The organism is Candidatus Atelocyanobacterium thalassa isolate ALOHA (assembly GCF_000025125.1).
In the GTDB taxonomy this organism is placed as follows: Bacteria; Cyanobacteriota; Cyanobacteriia; order Cyanobacteriales; family Microcystaceae; genus Atelocyanobacterium; species Atelocyanobacterium thalassae.
In genome coordinates this window covers 406,289-428,747 of sequence record NC_013771.1, presented here as the reverse complement: position 1 = coordinate 428,747, position 22,459 = coordinate 406,289, and the positions used below count along the sequence as shown (strand labels likewise).

The window sequence follows — 22,459 nt, the reverse complement described above, 5'->3', positions numbered from 1 at the left end:
ATTCGTCAAAAGAGTGAAATCTAGCTTAAGATTAACGAATAAGGGAATTAATTTTCTTAGTGAACCACTCATAAAAATTATAAAAAACTAGGAGGGCATCTATGGCGCTTGTACCTATGCGGCTACTTTTAGATCATGCAGCAGAAAACAATTATGGTATTCCTGCATTCAATGTCAACAATATGGAACAGATATTAGCAATCATGCAGGCAGCAGACGAAACAAACAGTCCTGCAATTTTACAAGCCTCTCGTGGTGCCCGGAAGTATGCAGGAGAAAACTTTCTTCGTCATTTAATTCTTGCGGCAGTTGAAAGTTATCCTCATATTCCTATTGCTATGCATCAGGATCATGGGAATAGTCCTGCTACTTGTTATAGTGCAATTCGTAACGGATTTACTAGTGTAATGATGGACGGCTCATTAGAGGCAGACGGTAAAACTCCTGCTAGCTTTGACTATAACGTTCGTGTTACTTCTGAAGTAGTTAAAGTAGCTCATGCTGTAGGCTCTAGTGTGGAGGGCGAACTTGGGTGTTTAGGTTCGCTTGAGACTGGTCAAGGAGAAAAAGAAGATGGGCATGGATTTGAAGGAACTTTAAGTAAAGAGCAACTTCTTACTGATCCGGATGAAGCAGTAGATTTTGTTGAGAATACTGAAGTTGATGCCTTAGCTGTAGCTATTGGTACTAGTCATGGCGCTTACAAATTTACCCGTAAGCCTACTGGAGAAGTATTGGCTATTAGTCTTATTGAAGAAATACATAAACGTCTTCCTAATACTCACTTAGTCATGCATGGCTCTTCTTCTGTACCTCAAGAATGGTTAAATATAATTAATCAATATGGTGGGAAGATATCTGAAACATATGGTGTACCTATTGAAGAGATTCAAAAAGGCATAAAGAGCGGGGTTCGTAAAATCAATATTGATACTGACAATCGTTTAGCTATTACAGCGGCTATTCGTGAGTGCTTTGCAAAAGATCCTAGTAACTTTGATCCACGCCATTTTATGAAACCATCTATCGGCTATATGAAAACAGTCTGTGTTGATCGTTATCAAAAGTTTTGGGCTGCAGGTAATGCTAGCAAAATTAAACAGATGAGTCTTGAAGATTATGCCGCAAAATATTCTAGAAATGAGCTAACAACAAGTAAAAAAGGTTGATTGCAATATAACGATTGCAATTACATTTTATAACTAGAAATTTAGGTTAATTAATATTAACATCTTAAATTTCTAGTTATTGCATTACATATTTAATTACTAAATTAAAATATTTAGCCAAAACACAACTTGTTATTCAACATAGCTTTTACATATGAGAATTATTTGAGAAGTTACTTCTTCAACTGTGAGCCCATCTGTATTTAATTCAATAGCATCAGTAGCTTTACAGAGAGGTGCGATTTTTCGATAACTATCTTGATAATCTCTTGCTTTAATATCTTTTTTTAGTTCGTGTATACTAATATTTTCTAATTTTTGAGATTCATAGTCTATCAATCTACGTTTTGCTCTTTCTTCTACAGATGCAGTAAGAAATATTTTAATATCTGCGTCTGGGAAAACATTAGTGCCAATATCCCTTCCCTCAGCAACAACACCCCTGGAACAACCTATCTCTCTCTGATGTCTTACTAATTTATTTCTTACTGCAACTTGAGCTGAAATTAGAGAAACTGATTGAGTTACTTCTAATGTTCTTATATTTTTAGTTACATTCTCTCCATTAATCAAAATTTGAGATGTTTCTTGTTTAAAATCATCTATCAAACACAAAGTTACTGTTTTAATTAACTCTGCTATTGCTTTTTCATCTTCTAGTGCAATTCTTGATTTTAAGACCAACCAGGTAATTGCTCGATACATTGCTCCTGTATCCAAATAAGTTAAGTGAAGTGCTTTAGCTACCTTTTTAGTCACAGTTGATTTACCAGCCCCTGCTGGGCCATCAATAGCTACAATAAGCTTAGAAAATTTTTGAGTAGACATGCCGTAATATATAAATAATTTATTAGGGTTCAATTTATAAATTTCTTAACTTATATTTCTTTGTTAAAAATAATTTATTTAAAGACTTGTTTTGTTAGAAATATTTATACTGAATATTCATGTTTTTACGTATTTAATTTTTGATAAAATAATAAATTTATACTAATAACATGAAAGCTTTTTCATAAAACCTTCTTTCAAAACTAAATTTTAGTCTAAGATATTTTTTAAATATTTTCCTGTATAAGATTGAAGATTTTGAGCAATTGCTTCTGGAGTTCCAGCCGCAATAATATTTCCTCCTTCATCACCGCCTTCTGGACCAAGATCAATTATCCAATCTGAACATTTGATTACATCTAAGTTATGTTCAATAACTACAATTGAATTTCCTTTATCAACTAGTCTTTGTAGAATATTTAACAAATGATGAATATCATAGAAAGATAAACCAGTAGTAGGTTCATCAATAAGATATAAAGTTTTACCTGTCGCCCTACGAGATAGCTCTGAAGCTAGTTTAACTCGTTGTGCTTCGCCTCCTGACAATGTTGGCGCTGATTGTCCTAGTTTTAAATATCCTAATCCTACATCGACTAAAGTCTGCAATTTATTTATAACTCTAGGAATGTTTTCAAAAATTTGCAATCCTTCTTCAATAGTTACATTTAAAATATCAGAAATTGTATATCCTTTATATTTAACTTGTAGGGTCTCTCTATTATATCTTGCTCCTTTGCAAACTTCACATTGAACATATACATCCGGTAAAAAATTCATTTCTATCATATTGACTCCTTGTCCTCCACAATTTTCACATCTCCCACCCTTTACATTAAAAGAGAACTGTCCTGGTTTATAGCCTCTTGCTTTTGCTTCTATGGTTTGAGAAAAAAGTTCTCGTATACTATCAAAGATACCAGTATAGGTAACAGGATTTGAACGAGGAGTTCGACCAATAGGAGATTGATCTATAATAATTACTTTGTCAATCAGTTCAAGACCTTTAACTTCAGAAAGATATTTTGGAAAAGGAATTTTTTTAGTTAAATGATTTTGTAATGCAGGATATAAAAGTCTTTTAATTAGAGTAGATTTTCCCGAACCAGACACTCCTGTAATAGTAACTAATTTACCTAATGGAATTGATACATTGAGATTTTTCAAATTGTTAGCATGACAGTTTTTCAACTGTAAGATAGCTCCATTACCTGAGCGTCTTTTTTCTCGTTTTTTAATTATTCTCCTGCCAGACAAGTAGTCTGCCGTAAGAGAGTTTTTTGAATTTAGCAATGCTTCTAGGTTTCCTTGAGAAGTTATTATTCCTCCATGTATTCCTGCTAGAGGACCTATGTCAACTATATGATCAGCTATTCTAATAGTTTCTTCGTCATGTTCAACAACTATTAGAGTATTTCCTAAATCCCTGAGGTTCTGTAAAGTTTTTAAAAGACGTTCATTATCTCGTTGATGTAATCCGATACTTGGTTCATCTAATACATACAAAACCCCTGTTAATCCTGAACCAATTTGTGTCGCTAAACGAATTCTTTGTGCTTCTCCTCCCGATAAGGTAGCTGTTCCTCTATCTAAAGTTAAATAATTTAAGCCAACATCTAAAAGAAACTGTAATCGATTTTTAATTTCTTTCAACGCTATCTCACCAATTATCTTCTGTTTTTGGGTTAGCTCTAATTGTTCGATTTTTTTCAAACATTTATCAATAGAAACACTGGTTAATTCATTAATATTGTATTGTCCCAATTTAACAGATAGTACTTCTGGTTTTAACCGTTTACCTGAGCAAGATTTACAAGTTTGTTCAATAATATACTTTTCCATTTTTTGTTTCATATTTTCAGAACTAATTTCGCTATAATTACGTTCTAAAATTGCTAAAACTCCTTTAAAATTATAGTAGTATCCTTTACGGTTATTAAATCGAGAATCTTCTTCAAGCCATATAGGCTCATCACTACCGTATAACACAAAATCTTGTTGTTCCTTAGTTAATTCATTCCAAGGAGTCTGAATATCAAAGCCGCAACTTTTACCAATACTATAAAGTAGAGATAAATAATAAGAATTGTTTTTTTCTGACCAAGGAGCAATAGCTGCATATAGTGGAGAATAAGGATTAGGAATAATTAATTCTGGAGAGAATTTACGTAAACTTCCTAGGCCATGACAATCAGGACAAGCACCATAAGGGGAATTGAAAGAAAATAATCGAGGAGATAGTTCTTCCATTACTGTCCCATGTTTAGGACAAGAGAAGTTTTCAGAAAACATTAATTCAGAGGGCAATTTGATAGCTATTTTTTCTTCTTGTATAACTTTTTCTGTATTAATAGTGATTAATGCTAATCCTTCAGAGTTAAACAAGCAAGTCCTCAAAGAATCAGTTAATCTTTCTTCTATACCTTCCTTTTTAATTAGACGATCAACAACAATTTCAATGTTATGGTATTGATTTTTATTGAGTTGAATATTATCTGTAATTTCTTTGATTTCTCCATTAACTCTTACTCTTACGAATCCTTGAGAGGCTAGGTTAGATAATAACTGTTTATGAGTTCCTTTTTTTCTCCTTGCTACAGGTGATAAAATCTGAAACCTTGTATTTTCTGGTAATTCCATTATGCGATCGCACATCTGGTCGATAGTTTGAGGAGAAATGCTATGACCACATATAGGACAGTATGGTGTACCAGCTCGACCAAACAATAGTCTCAAATAATCATAAATCTCTGTTACTGTACCTACAGTTGAGCGAGGATTATGAGAAGTCGATTTTTGATCAATAGAGATAGCAGGACTCAGTCCTTCAATTGTATCAACTTCTGGTTTATCTAATTGACCCAAAAATTGCCTAGCATAAGTACTTAAAGACTCTACATAACGTCTTTGTCCCTCAGCAAAAATAGTATCAAATGCTAGAGAAGATTTTCCTGAACCTGATACTCCAGTAAAAACAATTAATTTATTACGTGGAAGTTCAAGATTGATATTTTTTAAGTTATGTTGTCTAGCGCCACGAATACGAATGTTATCTAAATCAGCCATAATCTTTATTTTTATTTCTTATAGTTTTTCAAGATAGTAGAACCAACATCCCATCTCCAAAAGAATAAAAACGGTATTTTTGTTCAATAGCTATCTTATACAATTCTAATAATCTTTTTCTCCCTATTAGAGCACTAACAAGCATTAGTAAACTAGATTTAGGAAGATGAAAGTTTGTAATCATTCCATCAATCAAGCGCCAACTATATCCTGGATAAATAAAAATATCAGTTTTACCTGAAAAAGACTTTACGCCATATTCTGTATCCATTGAAGTTTCATTCGCCATTCCCTCTAAAGCTCTTACCACAGTAGTCCCTACTGCTATTACTCTTCCTCCGTTAATCTTAGTTTTATGAATTTTCTGGATTGTTTCACTTGGCACTTCTACCCATTCTTGATGCATTGTATGTTGCTTTATATCATCTGTACTAACTGGGCGGAATGTTCCTAGTCCTACATGTAAAGTAATATAAGCTTGCTCAATTCCTTTCTTCTGTAACTTTTGTAATAACTCTTGAGTAAAGTGCAATCCTGCTGTCGGAGCAGCTACTGCTCCAGGCTTTTGTGCATAAATTGTTTGATACTGAGATGAATGAGCATTGCAATTAGAAATATAAGGCGGCAAAGGAAGATGCCCAATTCTTTCTAAAGCTTCCCAAAAAATTTTTCTAGAGCTCACGTCAAACTTTAGTATTCTTCCTCCTGTTTCTTCATCTTGATCTACTACTGTTGCCTTTATTAAAAAATCTTGGTTGAGATCATCTAATTTTTCTTTAAATAAAATTTCACTACCAATTTTAAATCTTTTTCCTGGTTTAACTAGCGCAAGCCAGGAGAAAGGTTCTTTTTCCTCTAGTAATAAAACCTCAACCTTAGCTCCAGTAGTTTTTTGTCCGTAGAGCCTTGCTGGAATAACTTGTGTATTATTAAACACTAACAAATCTCCAGGTAATAGCCACTTAGGTAATTCATGAAAAAAACTATGAATATGAGTATCGAGAGAATTTATCACTAATAGCCGCGAAGAATCTCTAGGAACCAAAGGACTCTGAGCAATTAAATCTGAAGGTAAGTAATAGTTATAGCTTGATAATGAGTAATCATCATTCATAAGACAGTTTTATTGAAAAGAAGCTGTTGTTTATGTTTAACATGAGGTTCGAGAAGATCAAAACTATATGATGTGGTTTTTATTTCCTTGAACTTCTATTTTTAATAATTACATTATTAAAAATAGTTACTTCTTTTCATTTTAAAGCAATAGAAACATTATTTAAAGTACAAAATAAATGCTATGTGACGTTTGACTCTACATAGAGAAAATATAAATAATAACTTTATTAACTGAAATAGACCTTAAGCTAAATTATCTCTATTTGGATAACATATATAAGCAATGAAAGCTAGCTTTGTATGTTAATTTTTATGTCAGAAATTACAATCAATTCATTGTGATACTTATACTTATTTCAATCAACGCTGTTGAAGCTTACGTTTCTTAAGGAGGAGTAATATATGAATCTTATACAAAAGATAGACTTGAGAAATCTTGACTCTTTTATAATCATTAAAAGTTTTTTAATATGGAGTTTTTCTTTAATAGTGTGCTTATTGATTGTAGGGTTTCCTGTAATTATTTTTATGGCAACTTTTTGCGCTTTAGCTTCCATTATCCTACAAACATTTTTACCCATGAGTTCTGTATTATTAGTTGTAGGAACTCTACTTAGTCTTAATTTACTAATAATTTTCACAAGTGCAGCCATATTAACAATTAAAGGTATACATCCTCAAGAAGTACATTGGCTAAGATGGTTAAATGGTAAAGGAACTCATATAAATACTTCTGTTTATGCATCTTGTCCTTTAACTTGCGATATTGCATAACGACATTAAGAAATATCTTACAAATCAGTAATAATTTTTTAATCCATAGTAAATAAAAACTACCATAATTTAACTCTTAATTATGGTAGTTTTTATATAATTAATCTTTAATTTAGTAAGCACCATTATTCTTCGGAAAAATAATTATTCCAATAGTTTTAAAGATTATCCATATATCTATCATCCAATTATAATAATTCACATAATAAACATCAATTTGTACTCTTTGAGGATAAGGGATATCATTACGCCCTGAAACTTGCCACAAACCAGTAATACCCGGACGAATAGTTAAAACCTTGCCTATCTTATCTCCGTATTTACAAAGCTCTTCAGTAACTAAAGGCCTAGGCCCAACAACACTCATATCTCCTTTTAGAACATTCCAAAACTGAGGAAATTCATCCAGACTAGTTAAACGAAGAAATTTCCCAATCCAAGTAATTCGAGGATCTTCTCTTAACTTAAAATTATTTTCAAATTCAGCTTTGATTTGTGGAGAACTTGCCATTATTGATTCTAATACTTCATCTGCATTCTGAACCATGGTTCTAAACTTAATGCATTTAAATTTCTTAAAATTCTTTCCAGCTCTTTCTTGAAAATAAAAAATAGGGCCAGGAGAACTAATTGCTATCAAAAAACTTAATAACAAATAGAGAGGCAAAAAGACAATCAATACAGATAAAGAAAACAATACATCAAAAGCTCTCTTTATAAATTGATTGCTTAATATATTTTGTGATCTAGATTTAAAATGAATTTTTTGAAAAATTGAAGGAATTAATTTGTTTTTTGTTAAAACTTGCAATACTTTAATAGAAGTCAATTGGTTGTTAACAGTCATTTCACTCCTTTAAGTTACACCATACTAGTTTTTTAGAATCTTATCAGGTAAATATGTACATTAGTATAAGTCTATGACGAGGAATTTTCAGTAAAATTTTTATAGCATTTTTCTAAAAAAGCTAAATAAGATGTTTTAAAAATCTCAGGAGAAAACTTTTCTGCCTGACGACGACAACTTTTAGGATCCACTTGATACTGGAAATCTTGAAAAGTTTCAACTGCATCAATAAGAGATTCAACAGTTTGATGTTTAAATAAAATCCCAGTTCCATTTTGTGCATCTTGTTGTACATCAATAACAGTTTCTAAAGCACCACCATTTCCATAGGCGATAACTGGAGTTCCACAAGCTTGAGCTTCTACTAAGGCAATTCCAAAGTCTTCACAGGCAGCATATATAAAAGCCTTTGCTTTTGCAACATACTTTTCTACTACTGTATCCTTTTGTGCTCCTAAAATTTGTATGTTTGGTTTGGCTATTAAACGAAGTTTTGCAATTTCTGGTCCATCACCAATAATAATTAGAGGATATCCTAATTTATTAAAAGCTTGTACGATTAAGCTAATTTTTTTATAACTAACTAGCCTAGAAACAGTAACATAAAAATCATCTTTACTAGAATTAAAGGTAAATCTATCTATATCCACTGGAGGATAAATAACTTTAGCTGTACGACGATAACAACGCCATATACGATCAGCCGTATGATGAGAATTAGCTATAAAAAAATCAACACGGTTAGCAGATATAACATCCCACTGTCTTAGATGATGTAATAAATAACGCGTAAATATTCCAGGAATTCCTCTACCTATCATTGAACTTCTGAGATAATCAAAAGTTAAATCCCAAGCATAGCGCATTGGTGTATGACAATAGCAAACATGTAGTTGATGTGGACTTGCAAGTATTCCCTTAGCTACAGAGTGAGAAGAAGATAGTATTACATCGTATTTTCTTAAATCTAGTTGTTCTATAGCTAAAGGGAGGAAAGGCAAATACTTTTGGACACCAGTATGGGCTAAAGGAAAGTATTGTAAAAAAGTGGTTCCAATAGAGCGATTATAAAGATAACTCTTAGGGTTAGTAGATTCAAAGTCAATAAGAGAATAAACATCAGCTGTTATGTGCTTAAGGATTTCTTTGACTACTAATTCAGAACCTCCTGTAGCTTTTGGAGTTAACCATTCATGAACTAAGGCGTATTTCATATATAGCTATTATATATAAGTAAGATAAAGTTAAAAAAATGCTAATTTTAGACTTATAGGCCACTTCTACAGTAAAAACTGTTTTAAAGTAATAATTTTCTTCATTTTTTCATAACACTTGATATTCTATACAATCTAGAGAAAATAGCGATAAATAATAATTTACTTTTCTTATATTTTATAAGTTAAGAATAAAATATTGTAGGTCTTTAATTTATAAAATTTCGTGATTAATTACTAGCAAGATAAGTCTTGTTTCATACCACGATTTATATCTTACTTCATAAAGATATAAACATTACTTTTATTATTTTTTATACTATTGAATTTTTTGATATAAATTGTTAACAGTTTAGATTGTAAATAATTTAATTTATATTTTTTCGTTATGATTAATGCCGTAATTAGATATAGAATTACTATAAATAAACAGTACTAATAATATAATTTTATTTTAGATATTTGTCGCAAACCCATTTCTAGTAGTATATGTGTAGTACGTATATTATGAGAATAGTCATGATTGATAGAATTCATTTTACAGGATTATTGAATTAATGCCTAATCAATACTTTGCTACTGTTGCCAGAGGATTAGAGAAAGTAGCTGCTGAAGAATTAAGAAAATTAAACGCTAAGAATATTGAAATCACATTTGCTGGAGTTCATTTTCAAGGTGATAAATCTCTATTGTACAGGGTTAATATATGGTCAAGAACTGTCTTTCGTTTTCTAATGCCTATTCTTACAATTAAGTGTAATGATGAGTTGGAACTGTATAACAATGTTAATAAAATAGACTGGTCTCAATATTTAAGAACAGAACAAACATTCGCAGTAAACTGTACAGGAAAAAACTTAAAATTAAATCATACTCACTTTACCGCTCTACAAATTAAAAACTCTATTGTTGATCAGCAAAGACTTCGCTTCAATAAGAGATCTATTATTGATACTAAAAATCCTAATATTTTAATAAATGCTCATATTGATAAAAATTCATGTATTTTAAGTTTAGACAGTTCTGGAAATAGTTTACACAGAAGAGGATATCGCACAGCCATGGGCTTCGCACCTATCAAAGAGAGCTTGGCTTCAGCACTATTAGACATAGCAGAGTGGACACCTGATATCTGTTTATTAGATCCTATGTGTGGGTCAGGAACTATACCTATTGAAGCAACTTTAAAAAGTTTAAACATAGCTGTAGGTTTAAACAGAAAATCTTTTGGATTTCAATTCTGGCAAGACTTTGATGAAAAACTTTATAAAACTATAATTAATGAAGCAGTTGAAAAACAAAGAAAGAAACTTAAAGCACCTATCTTCGGGTATGATTGTGACTTATCAGTAATAGAACAAGCAAAAATAAATGCGAAACAGTGTAATATTGAAAAACATATTTATTTTATCCAAACAGTTCTGAAAGATATTGAGGCACCAGCAGATAGAGGAATGATTATATGTAATCCACCTTACGGAAAGCGTATAGGAGATACTAAAGAATTAGGCAAATTATATAAACTATTGGGTGATATACTCAAGCAACGTTTTAAAGGATGGGTGGCTTATATTCTAAGTGGTGATAAAGAATTAATAAAACAAATTGGACTAAGAGCATCTAGTCGTACTTCAATTTATAATGGATCCTTGAACTGTACTTTATTAAAGTACGATTTATATTAAGTTTGTATATCATTAGATACTAAATTACTTACTGTACTAAATTGTTAGTCTATATATTAATTAAAAATACATTAGACATAAGATTTTCTAAAAATTTATTAGTTTCAGGACTCTTTAAAATTAATAAATGGATCAGTTAACTCATCTCAGAAAATATCATATACTGTATTATTATTTGTAAATGGTTCCATTCTAATTGTGTTAAAATTTCAATTTTTAGTTAATTACTTTTTATATATTAATCACATAAGGTTTAATTTTAAGTTTAAAAAATAAAAGTTTTATAACAGATAAATATGACTAAAATTACATCCCGTAAATCTTTAGGAATTCATGAAGTATTTGATATTGGTCTAGAAAAAGATCATAATTTTCTATTAGATAATGGTTTTATAGCTTCTAATTGCTTTAATAAATCTCACTCCACAGCTTATGCTTACATAACCTATCAGACAGCATATTTAAAAGCCAATTATCCTGTTGAATATATGGCTGCTTTATTAACTGCTAATAGTGATAATCAAGATAAGATAGAAAAATATCGAGAAAATTGTCAAAAAATGGGTATTCAAGTTTTACCTCCAGATATTAGTCTTTCTCTTAAAGATTTTACTCCTTTAGAAAATCAAATTCTTTTTGGATTATCAGCAGTTAGAAACTTAGGAGAAGGAGCTATAGATAGTATCTTAAAAGCTAGAATACAATTAAATACAAAATTTAATTCTTTGGCAGATTTTTGCTCTAATACTGATTCAAGAACTGTTAACAAAAGAGCCTTAGAAACTTTAATTTATTCTGGAGCTTTTGATAGTGTTTCTAATAATCGTAAACAATTAATTAATGATCTTGATTTAGTAATTTCTTGGGCACAAAAAAAAGCAAAAGATAAAGAAAGTGGTCAATTAAATCTTTTTGATTTAATTACTAATAATGCTGATAACTCTAACTTAGACTTAGAATATGAAGATGTTCCTAGCTCTCCATCAGTTGAAGATTTCTCTCTACAAGATAAATTAAAATTTGAGAAGGAATATCTTGGTTTTTATATTTCAGAACATCCTCTAAGAATAATTGAAGAACCAGTTTCAATTCTCTCTCCAGTTTCTTTTGATGAAATAATAGTTCAGAAAGCTAAGAGAAATATTACTATTTTATCTACAATTGCTGAAATTAAAGAATATACAACTAAAAAAGGAGATCAGATGGCCTTTTTAGTTTTAGAAGATACATCAAGACATATCGAAGGAGTTTGTTTCCCAAAAAGTTATAAGAAAATTAAAAATGTTCTAACAAAAGACTCCGTATTAATTATTTGGGGAAAAGTTGATTTTCGAGACGATAAAGTACAAGTAATAATAGAACATGCTCAAGATATAGATTCTATGAGAATAGTTATTATTGATTTGAGTTTGGAACAAGCTACCAATAAAATATCTTGTCATAATTTGAAGTCTATTCTATCTGGACATGCAGGAAAAAATAATCAAACTAAAATACCACTTTTTATATTTCTTCAGGATAAAGGCAATAAAAAATTAATTAGATTAGACGAAAGTTATTGGCCTAATGATGAAAAATTAGTCATTAATGCTTTAAACAAAGTTGAGTTTAATTCATATTCTATTTCTTTATTGGAATATAAAAAATAATATGGTTTTATTCTTTATAAAGACAAATTGTAATTATTTTGATTAACAATAAAATTAGCTTTTGTAATAAAAAAAGATTATTGAATATCTTTATTCCTTTATGCAAATATTCGTCTTCAATAGTTTTTTTAAAAGATAACTTCTAAATTTATTTTAAAGCTAATTCAATTAATTTATCTACTAGCTCGTGAAACTCTAATCCTGTCTTTATCCATAATTCTGGATACATACTAGACTCTGTAAAGCCAGGGAAACTGTTAATCTCATTGATAAAAATTTTTTGGGTTCCTTCAATATAAAAGAAATCTACTCTAGATAATCCTCTACCATTAATTGTAGTAAATGCGTTAATGGCCATCTGTTGAATTTTTTCTATTATATGATTTGGTAATTGAGCAGGAATATGTATCTTAGAACTAGTATCTTTATATTTAGCTTTATAATCATAGAAATCACTTTCAAAAGTAATTTCTCCTACGACAGATGCTTTAGGAATATCATTTCCCAAAACTCCACATTCTAATTCTCTAGCGATAATTCCTTCTTCAATAATGATTCGATTGTCATAACTAGCAGCATTTTTTAGAGCAATCTCTAATTCATCATGAGAAGAGACTTTTGAAACTCCAACTGAAGAACCCAGATTGGCTGGTTTAATAAAACATGGATATCCAAGATTTGTTCTAATATCATTACATAATTGAGAATAGTATTGAGCATTAGAAAACAATTTAGAATATTCAAGAGTTAAATATTTAACCTGAGGAAATCCTGCTTGTGAAAATATTGTTTTCATTACAATCTTATCCATACCTATTGCTGATCCTAATACACTAGTTCCAACAAAGGGAGTTTGCATCATCTTTAATAGGCCCTGAATAGTTCCATCTTCTCCATTTGGACCATGTAAAACTGGAAACCAAACATCTATTTGATTTACTTCAGTTGGAAATTGCCATAGCTGAAATTTTTCTTCTTTTTTTAGTAATACTAATGGTAAAGCTTGTTTGGTTTGTAAAACTTGTTCAGCTATTTTTCCAGATATCCAAACACCATTTCTTTGAATATAAATAGGTATTACATTATACTTACATAGATTATTACCTATTTGTAATGCTTGTAAAATAGCTCTAGCTGAATTAATAGAAACTATATGTTCTTCTGAGGCTCCGCCAAACAATAAGCCTATTGATATTTTCATCATTTCTTTTTATTGTCTAATTAGAAACAATCATAAACTATCATTATTATCTTAACGACTTTAATTTAAAAATAAGTAAGATAAATAATTTATCGTATCAGCTTAATTAAATCTAGAATATGCTTTTGACACAGTCTTTAAACAATATTGTATTTCTCTAATTAAAATTAGAGAAATTATAATAATTATAAAATTGTTAAATAACCCTTAAGAACCTCGATAAGCGTACTTCCGCTCCAAATAGCAACCATAAGAATAGACGCAGATAAAACGCTAGCTATTGAGCAAACAATTAGTCCGAGAAAAGTAATACATCCATCATTTTCTTGCAATCCAAAGCCTGTTACGAAAATACCTATTGCAGGTAATGTATTCGTCCCAGGAATAGGTATCATCATAGAAATCGACATAAAAATAATTATTAAACCAATAAAAATACGTGTAATTTTGTTAGTACAGATGTAGGTCATACGAGGACGAGCTAATAATTCAATACGTTGTAACCATGGTTTGCTTTTTTGAACAAAAGCTTGTGCAGTTCCTAGCTTTATAGAACTATTTAAAAGCTTTTTTGGAAACCAAGGAATTCTAGTTCCTAAAACAAATTGGCAGGCTAGAATAAGTATTAATATTCCAAAAGGAATCGAATAACCAGGTGCTGGGACTGGTAAAGCTGAGGGAAGGGATAAGATAACAAATAAAAAACCAAAAACTCTTTTTCCAGCTAGTTCTAGAAGATCAACTAATCTTATATCATCTGACAGCTTTTTTTGCGAAAAGTATTGTTCCAATTCAATCGATAATTTAGTCATAATATCTTAGCTTTAATATTTAAAATAAAAAATAACGCGTGCAGTTTCCTTATTAAACTTAAGTTTTTAAACTTTAGTAATTGGTATATTTGCTTTTTTAGACTTTGAATAAATAATATTTTTGATGAGTTTTTTCAGAAATATTATGGATACCAAAGAAATTCTCCCTTCATATTTCATATTAGGTTTCTAAAACCTAATATTTTGTTAAAACCATTTTTATAGTCGAGTAGCATAGATAAGGTAGCGTTTGTTTGAGCTTAATATCTAATTAAAAATAAATTTTTTATGTTTCGTAGTTTTATTTTGTGTATGTGATATTTTAGTTTTTCAAAATAAAAATTATATATTTAACGAAATAGTATAAGTAAAATTTTAGTGTTATGTTCTAAAAATTTTATTTTTAAAAGTAAATATTTTGATGATCATTGACTAGCATATTACTTATAGTTAATATACATTAGCTCATTTAATATTATATGAAAATAAAGAAAAATTCATTCAATAAAGTAAAAAATGAATATAAAATCTGCAAGTAAAAAATAATCTCTGGATTTTATAACTAAATCTGTCATTAAAAAATTTTAGATTGTAGTTGTTATGTCTAATGATTTTCTTTAATTTAACTAAATAGCTTTTTCGTTAAAAACAATATTATTATGAATTAAGCACTCTATGTGGACATCTTAATGGACTATATCGATCTCGACTCTCGACAAAAACAAAATTTAGGACTTCTACTGGGAGTAAGCTTATTTTTTTGGATTAGTATTACAGTTTTATTACCTACCTTACCAACATATGTTGAGTATCTTGGTGGTACAAAACCTGAAATTGGTTTGATTATGGGTAGTTTTGCTGTGGGATCATTATTTTCTAGAACACTGTTAGGTTATTTAGCTGATACTAAAAGCAGAAAATTAGTTCTTTATATTGGAGTTATTATTGCAGCTTTATCTCCATTAAATTATCTTTTTGTTCAAACTATCCTTCCTTTGTCTATTGTTCGTGCAATTCACGGTATTAGTATTTCTGCTTTTACTACAGCCTATAGTGCTTTGGTTATAGATTTTTCGCCCATAAAACATAGAGGACGAGTAATTGGCTATATGAGCTTAGTAACACCTATTGGTATGAGCATTGGTCCTGTATTTGGAGATTTATTAAAAGAAAATTTTGGATATACTACTTTATTTATTGTGTCATCAATTTGTGGCTTTTTAGGGTTATTTTTAGTTGTCGCAATGCAAAAAGAATCCAACTCTAACTCTTATAGTTCTTCTGGTATTAATAATAACGATTCGTCTCATAGCTTTCATAAAATACTATCTAGTCATTCTTTAGTTATTCCAACATTAGTTTTGTTATTAATTGGTCTGCTATTTGGTACGATAATAACTTTTTTACCTCTCTTTTTAGAAGAAAAAGGATTAGAATTTAGTGCAGGTTTATTTTATACATTAGCTTCTATTACAAGCTTTTTATCGCGAATTTTCTTAGGTAGAGTAGCTGATAAATTTGGGCGTGGTTTATTTATTACAACTAGTATTCTTTGCTATTTTAGCTCAATGATTTTATTGACTCAAGCGACTGGAAGTCAACAATTATATTTAGCAGCTATCTTTGAAGGAATAGGAGCAGGAATTCTTATGCCTATGATCATCACCTTAGTTTCTGATCGTTCATCTCCTCAAGAAAGAGGTCAAGTTTACTCTGTATGTCTAGGTGGTTATGATCTTGGTATAGCTCTTGCAGGACCTATAGTAGGTATTCTAGGAAGTGAACTTACTTATCAAACTATTTTTACTTTTAGTAGTAATTTAGCCTTAATTGCATTTATCTTATTTATTGTCCAATCTAATCCCACGATAAAAACGTCTTTAGCTTTTGCTGTAGGAAAGAGAGAAGATTTATACTATCGTGAAAATTAATAATATTTTATATATTTTAATTAAAATGTTTCTAATTTATTTTTAATTTTATGAAACTAAATAAAAATATATAGAAAATTCTATTTTTTAACAAAACTAGATACTGTATAAAAAACAATCAAATACTAAATAATGAGTTCTTTAACTGTTCAGATACATGAAGATAAATATGCCGTATCAGCTGAAGCAGCTAGAATTACGCAAAACTATCTTATGGAGACTTTAAATAAACAAGATGAAGCCACAGTTTTATTAGCCACAGGTAATTCTCAAATTAAATTTCTAGAAGCTTTAACAGATTCAAGAAAAATTGATTGGTCACGTGTTAATTTTTTACATCTAGATGAATACTTAAATATCGATAAAGATCATCCTGCTAGTTTCCATACTTATCTTCGTGCAAAAGTAGAAAACAAAATTAAGGCAAAATCTTTTAACTACTTACTTGGAGATACCTTAGAGCCCTTGCAAGAATGTATTCGCTATTCTAAATTACTCAGAAGAAGACAAGTTGATATTTGTTTTTTAGGAGTAGGAGTTAACGGACATTTGGCTTTCAATGAACCGCAGGCAGAAAATTTTAATGATTTTGATTTAGTAAAAATTGTTGAGCTAGATCTAAATACTCGTTGTTCTCAAGTAGATCAAAATTACTTTCAATCTATAGAAAATGTACCTAAATATGCTTTAACTGTAACTATTCCAATGATTTTGTCAGTCAAAAGAATTCTTTGCTTAGCAACTGGAGAAAATAAAGCAAAAATAGTTAAAATTATGTTACAAAACAATATTTCTTCAAAATGTCCTTCATCCATTTTAAGACAGCATTCTGATACAACTTTATTATTGGATAAGTGCTCAGCTTCACTCCTATAGATATTGTTTGTTTAATAATTAACGCTAATAACTATATATGTTGACTACATGAAAATAGATTAAATTCTAAAATTTAGATCTTATTTTTTTAAAAGTAGATTATCTAAATATCTTCTGTATAAAGTCTTTCATGAATTTAATCTTAGTTAAATTTATAAAAAACCAGTAAAGTGCCCTACTGGTTGGTTATTTTAATATGTTAATTTTACTTTTCTTGAAATATGAATTTCCTTAAGAGAAAAAAGAAACTGATATAAAAAATCCTTTTTTATAGACTCTATACTCAGGCTAAGATTATTTACATATGAATATAATAGTGCTTTTAATAATAATTCTTTTTTAAAAAACTTATTTTTTTGGAACATTCTATTGTTGTGATAGTCAGAGCTCTAGACACCTGTAGTTAGTATGACCCGGCTATTAGAGCTGTCAGCTATCACTGAGGTTGACAATAAGCAACAGATAACAGTAAAAACGCTATAGCTTTATTGAGTGTGTGGAAGTGGTAAACCAGATCAAAAAGTCACATTTTTTTCCATTATTGGGAATTATTCTTACAACAACAGTATGGTCAATAAGTAGACCTGTTAAAGGACAGGATATATTATTTATAAAAAATTTGAAAGACCAAGAAATTCAACAAAAATTTCTTGGCCATTTAAACCTGAACAAATATTCTGATAATTTATCTAATTTAAATAACTCTTATTTCAAAGTATCAACTTCAAAATTACCCAAAACTTTTTATACTGCTCAACTAGAAAAATCTTCATCTAATAAGTTTAAAGATATAAATTTATCAGAAACTTTTATTTCACAAGAAACAATAAGAAGTGAAATAAACAAACAGGAAATACTAGAAGAAGAACCAAGAATCTTAGTAGTAGAAGTAATAGTTAAAGGGGCAAATGAAGAATTAGAAAATTTAATATATAACATACTTCAAACTAAGCCAGGACGCACAACTACACGTTCTGAGTTACAACAAGATGTTAATGCTATTTATGCGACTGGTTACTTTGCAAATGTTCAAGTTACTCCTACTGATACCCCTTTAGGAGTTCGAATTACTTATGCTGTAAAAGTTAATCCCGTCTTAAAACAAGTGGTTGTTAATACAGTTCCTGATATTAAAGATCAGAGAGCATTACTTCCTGAAACCGTTCAAAAGATTTTTGGACAACAATATAATAAAACTCTTAACTTAAGGGATCTCCAGAAAGGTATCAAAAAAATCAATGAATGGTATGCCGAACAGGGTTTTGATCTTGCCCAAGTAATAGGTTCCCCTGCGGTGAGTGATGATGGTGTCATTACTTTGATTATTGCTGAAGGAGTTATAGAAAATATAAAAGTTCGTTTTTTTAACGCTGAGGATGAACCTGTTGATGGTGGAACTCGTGACTTTATAGTTACTCGAGAAATGCAGTTAAAACCAGGTAGCGTATTTAATCGAAAAACAGCTCAATTCGATTTACAACGTATATTTGGCTTAGGTTTATTTGAAGATGTAAGAATTTCTTTTAGTCCAGGAGAAGATTTAAGAGAAGTTATTGTAAATGTTGATTTAGTAGAAGGAAATACCGGATCACTCGCCGCTGGAACTGGTATTAGCTCTAGTAGTGGATTATTTGGAACAATCAGTTATCAAGAACAAAATTTAGGAGGTAATGGACAAACTATTGGTGGTGAAATACAAGTCGGTGAGCGAGAATTGCTTCTTGATGTTAATTTTACAGATCCTTGGATTGCAGGAGATCCATATCGCACAGCTTATACTGTAAACGGTTTTCGTCGCCGTACCATCTCTCTAGTATTTGATGGAGATGATAGCTCGATTAGAACTATGAATGGTTTTGATAGCCCTAGAGTAATACGTACAGGGGGAGGAGTTTCCTTCGCGCGTCCATTGGCAGAAGATCCCTTTAGTAAACCTGATTGGAGATTGACTGCTGGATTAAATTATCAACGAGTGTTAATAGAAAATGCTAATGGCAAGATTGCTCCTCTTTCTGCTCCGATAAATGGTTACCCAGAACAACCTCTTTCCTTTAGTGATTCAGGTCGTGATGATTTATATACATTATCTTTTGCGGCAGCTCAGGATTTTCGAAATAATCCTTTACGACCTACTAGTGGACATGTCATTCGCTTAGGATTAGAACAAACTGTACCAATTGGTTCAGGTAGTATTGGTTTTACACGTTTGCGGGGAAATTATAGTTACTATATTCCAGTTAATTTGATCGATTTAGGTTTTATTGAAGAAAATCAACCTAAACCTCAAGCTTTTGCATTTAATGTACAGTTAGGTACGGTTTTTGAAGATCTTCCTCCTTATGAAGCTTTTGTTATAGGTGGAAGTAATTCAATACGGGGTTACGCTGAAGGCGAAGTTGGAAATGGTCGTAGTTTTTTTCAGGCTACCGCAGAATATCGACTTCCTATCATTCCTGCCGTAGGAGCTTCTATTTTCTTTGATTATGGTACTACAATTAAATCTCAAAGATCTGTACGGGGTCTTCCTGGTGTAGTAAGGGGATTACCTAGTGATGGCTATGGATATGGAGTTGGTCTCAGGATACAATCACCTGTTGGACCAATTAGAGTAGATTATGGAATTAATAACGAAGGTGATTCTCGTGTTCATTTCGGGATCGGAGAAAGATTTTAATTAATATAAATTATTATGTTATTTGTTTATCATGAAACTAGATATGAATTTAAAGTTTAAGGTATCAGGTATTGGCTTACATTCTGGAAAAGAAACTCAGGTAAAAATAATACCTAATTACTATACAGAAGGACATCATTTCGTTAGGGTAGATCTTTTAGGTAATCCAATTATTCCTGTTCATATTTCAAAAGTTAGTCAGACTATATTATCTACAGAGTTATCTAATAACAACATTACTGTTCGAACAGTAGAACATCTATTAGCAGCTTTAGCTGGATGTGGAATTAAAAATGCTCGTATAGAAATTAATGGAACAGAAGTTCCATTATTAGATGGTTCAGCGAAGAATTGGGTTAATGCTTTTATTGACTCAGACTTTACTTTTTCAAAAATACAGGAAAGTGCTCCTTTACTAAAACCAATTTGGGTTCAAGACAAAGATGCTTTTGTTGCAGCAATTCCTGCACCAGAAATATGTTTCACTTATGGAATTAATTTTACTTATAAAGCTATTGGAAATCAATGGGCTAGTTGGAATCCTCGGAAAGAAACTTTTATGGACTTTGTTGCTCCTGCAAGAACATTTGGTTTTATAGACCAGATTGAACATTTAAGAGCATCTGGGCTAATCAAGGGAGGAAGTTTTGATAACGCATTAATTTGTAATCATAAAGATTGGTTAAACCCTCCTTTAAGATTTAGCAATGAACCTGTACGACATAAACTTTTAGATCTAGTAGGAGATCTAAGTTTATTAAGATTTATACCTCGGGCTCACTTTATAGCTTATAAAGCTAGTCACAAACTTCATATTCAATTAGCACAAAAAATAGCCAGTATTAATTAGTAATATTACCAACAACATATAAAACAAATAGATTAAATAAATAATTAAAGAATTTTTAAGTTTGTATTTAAATAACGTATTAATTAAATAAGATTTTTGAACAGTTGAAAAAGATTTAGCTATTTGGGTGGGCTCAGCCCACCCAAATAGCTAAATAGCTGAAACTTTTAGACTTAATAAATTAGATAAATCTCCTTCTAAGGCAATATTACGATTATTTGCTGCAAGATGACGAACAATTTTATAAACTGCTTCTATTTCGTCAGGATAACCTGTTTGTAATGCCAAAGTTTCAATACTTATCTCTCCAGATGTTTGCTTCATTATTGCTTGTACTTTAGTTTGCAAATTTAATATTGAAGCAGCCATTTGTTTTCCTGCTTCTACTCCAGGCTGATGATAAGCATTAATATTGACTAGAGAAGCATAGAAGCTAATTGTTCTTTCATACATAGCAATTAAAGCTCCTATTGTACGAGGCTTCACTTGAGGTATAGATATTGTGATAGAATCTCGTCCGTTTTCATATAATGCTTGTCTGGTTCCTTGTAAGAAAATAGACAAGTAATCACCTGATGTTACTCCAGGTTCTAATTCTAATGGATTATTTTGTCCATCTTGAAGTACTTCTATAAAAGTAGCAAAAAAATTGGAAACTCCATCTCTAAGTTGCTGAACATAAGCATGCTGATCTGTTGATCCTTTATTACCATATACAGCAATACCTTGATGAACTATATTACCATCAAGATCTTTTTCTTTACCTAAAGATTCCATTACTAGTTGTTGTAAATAACGACTGAAAAGAAGTAGGCTATCTTTGTAAGGAAGGACAACCATGTCTTTTTCTCCTTTACCGTTTCCAGAATAGAACCAAGCTAGAGCTAGTAATGCAGAGGGATTATCTTTTAAAGATTTAACTCTAGTAGCTTCATCCATTTCTTTAGCTCCAATTAACATCTCATCGATATCAATTCCTTGGAGAGCAGCAGGCAATAAACCAACAGCAGATAATTCAGACGTTCTTCCTCCCACCCAATCTTGCATAGGAAATCTTTCAAGCCATTCATTTGCAATTTCATCCATCAGGCTACCTGGCATCGTAACCGCCACAGCATGAGATTCAAATTTTAAACCTTGCATTTCATAGGCATGTTGAACTTCTAACATACCATTTCGAGTTTCAGGTGTTTTTCCAGATTTGGTAGTAACAATTACTAAAGTACTTTTTAGACGTTCACCAATTTGGTGAATCGTTTTATCTATTCCTTCTGGATCTGTATTGTCAACGAAGTGAATAGACATGGGTGCTTGGCATGGAGCTAATGCGTCTGATACGAATTGGGGTCCTAGAGCTGAGCCTCCAATTCCAACACAAAGTACATCAGTAAATTTACTCGCTGATGGTGGTTTAATAGTCCCTTGATGAATCTTTGTAACGAATTGCTTAATTTTAATTAAAGGTTCAGTAATTTCTTTTCTAATTTCATCATTAGGAGCCAATTCTGGGGCTCTTAACCAATAATGTCCAACCATTCTTTTTTCATCAGGATTAGAAATTTTTCCACTTTCTAGAGATTCCATATCCTGAAAAGCTTTGTTAAACTTCGGTAGAAGTTTATCGACAAAGTCTTGATTGAAACTCATTCTACTGATGTCGAGGTATATCCCTAATCCATTATGATAGTACAACCAGTTTTCGTAACGTTGCCACAGTTCTTGTTTATTCATAGAAACTACTATACAAACTTATTACTAGTAGAGAAT

16 protein-coding genes are annotated in these 22,459 nt (G+C 30.7%); 8 read left to right on the top strand and 8 right to left on the bottom strand.

Features of this window, described 5'->3' with window-relative positions; translation table 11 throughout:
• Nucleotides 1–101 precede the first annotated feature (101 nt).
• Nucleotides 102–1,169, top strand: coding sequence for a class II fructose-bisphosphate aldolase (gene fba, locus UCYN_RS01805; protein WP_012953789.1), 1,068 nt, complete (start codon nucleotides 102–104; stop codon nucleotides 1,167–1,169).
• A gap of 132 nt (nucleotides 1,170–1,301) precedes the next feature.
• Here fba and cmk read toward each other — a convergent pair whose 3' ends face one another.
• The 3 genes from cmk to queA form a co-directional block, all read right to left on the bottom strand.
• Nucleotides 1,302–1,997 (bottom strand): (d)CMP kinase, encoded by a 696-nt coding sequence (gene cmk, locus UCYN_RS01800; protein WP_012953788.1) that lies wholly within the window; start codon nucleotides 1,995–1,997, stop codon nucleotides 1,302–1,304.
• Nucleotides 1,998–2,207: 210 nt separating this feature from the next.
• A complete protein-coding gene (uvrA, locus tag UCYN_RS01795) occupies nucleotides 2,208–5,063 on the bottom strand; it encodes an excinuclease ABC subunit UvrA (RefSeq protein WP_012953787.1) in 2,856 nt (951 codons plus the stop codon).
• A gap of 28 nt (nucleotides 5,064–5,091) precedes the next feature.
• Nucleotides 5,092–6,177, bottom strand: coding sequence for a tRNA preQ1(34) S-adenosylmethionine ribosyltransferase-isomerase QueA (gene queA / locus UCYN_RS01790; protein ID WP_012953786.1), 1,086 nt, complete (start codon nucleotides 6,175–6,177; stop codon nucleotides 5,092–5,094).
• A 404-nt stretch (nucleotides 6,178–6,581) separates the two neighbouring features.
• On the opposite strand from queA, the gene UCYN_RS01785 reads away from it, so the two are divergent.
• Nucleotides 6,582–6,953 carry a hypothetical protein gene (locus UCYN_RS01785; protein ID WP_012953785.1) on the top strand — a complete coding sequence of 124 codons (372 nt, stop codon included), beginning with the start codon at nucleotides 6,582–6,584 and terminating at the stop codon, nucleotides 6,951–6,953.
• A 112-nt stretch (nucleotides 6,954–7,065) separates the two neighbouring features.
• On the opposite strand, the gene UCYN_RS01780 is transcribed toward UCYN_RS01785, so the two are convergent.
• Together UCYN_RS01780 and UCYN_RS01775 are read right to left on the bottom strand one after the other, a co-directional pair.
• On the bottom strand, nucleotides 7,066–7,800 hold the full coding sequence (locus UCYN_RS01780) for an undecaprenyl-phosphate galactose phosphotransferase family protein (RefSeq protein ID WP_012953784.1): 735 nt from the start codon (nucleotides 7,798–7,800) through the stop codon (nucleotides 7,066–7,068).
• Between the two features lie 71 nt (nucleotides 7,801–7,871).
• Nucleotides 7,872–9,014 carry a glycosyltransferase gene (locus UCYN_RS01775; RefSeq protein WP_012953783.1) on the bottom strand — a complete coding sequence of 381 codons (1,143 nt, stop codon included), beginning with the start codon at nucleotides 9,012–9,014 and terminating at the stop codon, nucleotides 7,872–7,874.
• 557 nt (nucleotides 9,015–9,571) lie between these two features.
• Between UCYN_RS01775 and UCYN_RS01770 the strand changes: the two genes are divergently transcribed.
• Entirely contained in the window at nucleotides 9,572–10,699 is a 1,128-nt protein-coding gene (locus UCYN_RS01770; RefSeq protein WP_012953782.1) for a THUMP domain-containing class I SAM-dependent RNA methyltransferase, read from the top strand.
• Between the two features lie 296 nt (nucleotides 10,700–10,995).
• On the top strand, nucleotides 10,996–12,348 hold the full coding sequence (locus tag UCYN_RS01765; RefSeq protein ID WP_012953781.1) for a trans-splicing intein-formed DNA polymerase III subunit alpha C-terminal partner DnaE-C: 1,353 nt from the start codon (nucleotides 10,996–10,998) through the stop codon (nucleotides 12,346–12,348).
• Between the two features lie 148 nt (nucleotides 12,349–12,496).
• Here UCYN_RS01765 and UCYN_RS01760 read toward each other — a convergent pair whose 3' ends face one another.
• Both UCYN_RS01760 and UCYN_RS01755 read right to left on the bottom strand, forming a co-directional pair.
• Nucleotides 12,497–13,552, bottom strand: coding sequence for a D-alanine--D-alanine ligase family protein (locus UCYN_RS01760; RefSeq protein WP_041487728.1), 1,056 nt, complete (start codon nucleotides 13,550–13,552; stop codon nucleotides 12,497–12,499).
• A 182-nt stretch (nucleotides 13,553–13,734) separates the two neighbouring features.
• Nucleotides 13,735–14,361, bottom strand: coding sequence for an exopolysaccharide biosynthesis protein (locus UCYN_RS01755; protein ID WP_012953779.1), 627 nt, complete (start codon nucleotides 14,359–14,361; stop codon nucleotides 13,735–13,737).
• 689 nt (nucleotides 14,362–15,050) lie between these two features.
• Here UCYN_RS01755 and UCYN_RS01750 point away from each other — a divergent pair.
• The 4 genes from UCYN_RS01750 (at nucleotide 15,051) to lpxC (ending at nucleotide 20,692) form a co-directional block, all read left to right on the top strand.
• On the top strand, nucleotides 15,051–16,292 hold the full coding sequence (locus UCYN_RS01750; RefSeq protein ID WP_012953778.1) for an MFS transporter: 1,242 nt from the start codon (nucleotides 15,051–15,053) through the stop codon (nucleotides 16,290–16,292).
• A gap of 132 nt (nucleotides 16,293–16,424) precedes the next feature.
• Nucleotides 16,425–17,168: a glucosamine-6-phosphate deaminase gene (locus tag UCYN_RS01745; protein WP_012953777.1), complete on the top strand. Its 744-nt coding sequence runs from the start codon at nucleotides 16,425–16,427 to the stop codon at nucleotides 17,166–17,168.
• 496 nt (nucleotides 17,169–17,664) lie between these two features.
• On the top strand, nucleotides 17,665–19,842 hold the full coding sequence (locus tag UCYN_RS01740; RefSeq protein WP_041487726.1) for a BamA/TamA family outer membrane protein: 2,178 nt from the start codon (nucleotides 17,665–17,667) through the stop codon (nucleotides 19,840–19,842).
• Between the two features lie 43 nt (nucleotides 19,843–19,885).
• The gene (gene lpxC / locus UCYN_RS01735) at nucleotides 19,886–20,692 is read left to right on the top strand and encodes a UDP-3-O-acyl-N-acetylglucosamine deacetylase (protein ID WP_407078870.1); all 807 of its coding nucleotides are present in this window, start codon (nucleotides 19,886–19,888) and stop codon (nucleotides 20,690–20,692) included.
• Between the two features lie 150 nt (nucleotides 20,693–20,842).
• Here lpxC and UCYN_RS01730 read toward each other — a convergent pair whose 3' ends face one another.
• On the bottom strand, nucleotides 20,843–22,423 hold the full coding sequence (locus tag UCYN_RS01730) for a glucose-6-phosphate isomerase (protein ID WP_041487725.1): 1,581 nt from the start codon (nucleotides 22,421–22,423) through the stop codon (nucleotides 20,843–20,845).
• Between the last annotated feature and the right edge of the window lie 36 nt (nucleotides 22,424–22,459).

Bases quoted from the DNA above. Each gene is read 5' to 3' on its own strand.
- fba (WP_012953789.1), top strand. From the start codon at position 102: ATGGCGCTTGTACCTATGCGGCTACTTTTAGATCATGCAGCAGAAAAC.
- cmk (WP_012953788.1), bottom strand. From the start codon at position 1,997: ATGTCTACTCAAAAATTTTCTAAGCTTATTGTAGCTATTGATGGCCCA.
- uvrA (WP_012953787.1), bottom strand. From the start codon at position 5,063: ATGGCTGATTTAGATAACATTCGTATTCGTGGCGCTAGACAACATAAC.
- queA (WP_012953786.1), bottom strand. From the start codon at position 6,177: ATGAATGATGATTACTCATTATCAAGCTATAACTATTACTTACCTTCA.
- UCYN_RS01785 (WP_012953785.1), top strand. From the start codon at position 6,582: ATGAATCTTATACAAAAGATAGACTTGAGAAATCTTGACTCTTTTATA.
- UCYN_RS01780 (WP_012953784.1), bottom strand. From the start codon at position 7,800: ATGACTGTTAACAACCAATTGACTTCTATTAAAGTATTGCAAGTTTTA.
- UCYN_RS01775 (WP_012953783.1), bottom strand. From the start codon at position 9,014: ATGAAATACGCCTTAGTTCATGAATGGTTAACTCCAAAAGCTACAGGA.
- UCYN_RS01770 (WP_012953782.1), top strand. From the start codon at position 9,572: ATGCCTAATCAATACTTTGCTACTGTTGCCAGAGGATTAGAGAAAGTA.
- UCYN_RS01765 (WP_012953781.1), top strand. From the start codon at position 10,996: ATGACTAAAATTACATCCCGTAAATCTTTAGGAATTCATGAAGTATTT.
- UCYN_RS01760 (WP_041487728.1), bottom strand. From the start codon at position 13,552: ATGATGAAAATATCAATAGGCTTATTGTTTGGCGGAGCCTCAGAAGAA.
- UCYN_RS01755 (WP_012953779.1), bottom strand. From the start codon at position 14,361: ATGACTAAATTATCGATTGAATTGGAACAATACTTTTCGCAAAAAAAG.
- UCYN_RS01750 (WP_012953778.1), top strand. From the start codon at position 15,051: ATGGACTATATCGATCTCGACTCTCGACAAAAACAAAATTTAGGACTT.
- UCYN_RS01745 (WP_012953777.1), top strand. From the start codon at position 16,425: ATGAGTTCTTTAACTGTTCAGATACATGAAGATAAATATGCCGTATCA.
- lpxC (WP_407078870.1), top strand. From the start codon at position 19,886: ATGAATTTAAAGTTTAAGGTATCAGGTATTGGCTTACATTCTGGAAAA.
- UCYN_RS01730 (WP_041487725.1), bottom strand. From the start codon at position 22,423: ATGAATAAACAAGAACTGTGGCAACGTTACGAAAACTGGTTGTACTAT.